General features: G+C 55.7%; 1 protein-coding gene and 1 rRNA gene. Both read right to left on the reverse strand.

Translation table 11 applies throughout. The annotated features are described in order from the left end of the window. A 23S ribosomal RNA gene (locus NZ875_09660) occupies positions 1-153 on the reverse strand; the annotation flags it as partial. After that, a partial coding sequence (locus NZ875_09665; GenBank protein ID MCS7176001.1) for a hypothetical protein occupies positions 148-664 on the reverse strand: 517 nt, incomplete at its 5' end. The genes NZ875_09660 and NZ875_09665, both read right to left, overlap by 6 nt.

Genomic DNA, 664 nt, shown 5'->3' on the forward strand with positions numbered 1-664 from the left:
CCTTCCACACGGAGCCACCGGGTCACTTGGGCCTGCTTTCGCATCTGTTCCCCCTGTCGGGGTCACAGTTAAGCCGGCTTGTGCCCATGCACTCCCCGCCGGATCGCCAACCCGGCTGAGCCGACCTTTGCGCGCCTCCGTTACTCTTTAGGCAATTCTGTTAAGTTCGGTCTTTCTCTCCAAGGGCAGCTTGTAGCGCATCTGGGAGATCAGATATGGCTCTATGAGCGCACGGAAGCGCTCATATGATCTCCCAGAGATATAAATTTGCCGCCCTTCGGGCTGTTGTCTCTGCTTGGCTTCTAGTCCAAATTTCTCTCGCAGCACCCGCACGAGCCTCTCTACATCGGGCTCGCTGAAGCCTTGGGTGTTGAAGAGCACAGCTTTGGACTGTTTCGACTTAATCGAGCCGTCGTCCATGAACCAGTACGCCAAGCCTCTCTCTGTTAAGAGCCGATGGATGAGCTTGGGCACGACCTTCATGCCGTTCCGGTAGAACTGCTGTGCATAGAACCGGAAGGCAGCGTGACTTACGGTGTTGAACCACATCTTTTGATAGATCTTGCCCGCGATCCGTTGGCTCTTGATCTGTGGCTCGTGCAGCACCCAATCCCGAAACACATCATACAAGTGCTGCACGTACTCGGCTTGGGCGATACCGTGC

The sequence above is a fragment of the Pseudothermotoga sp. genome (assembly GCA_025060105.1).
Lineage (GTDB): Bacteria > Thermotogota > Thermotogae > Thermotogales > DSM-5069 > Pseudothermotoga_A.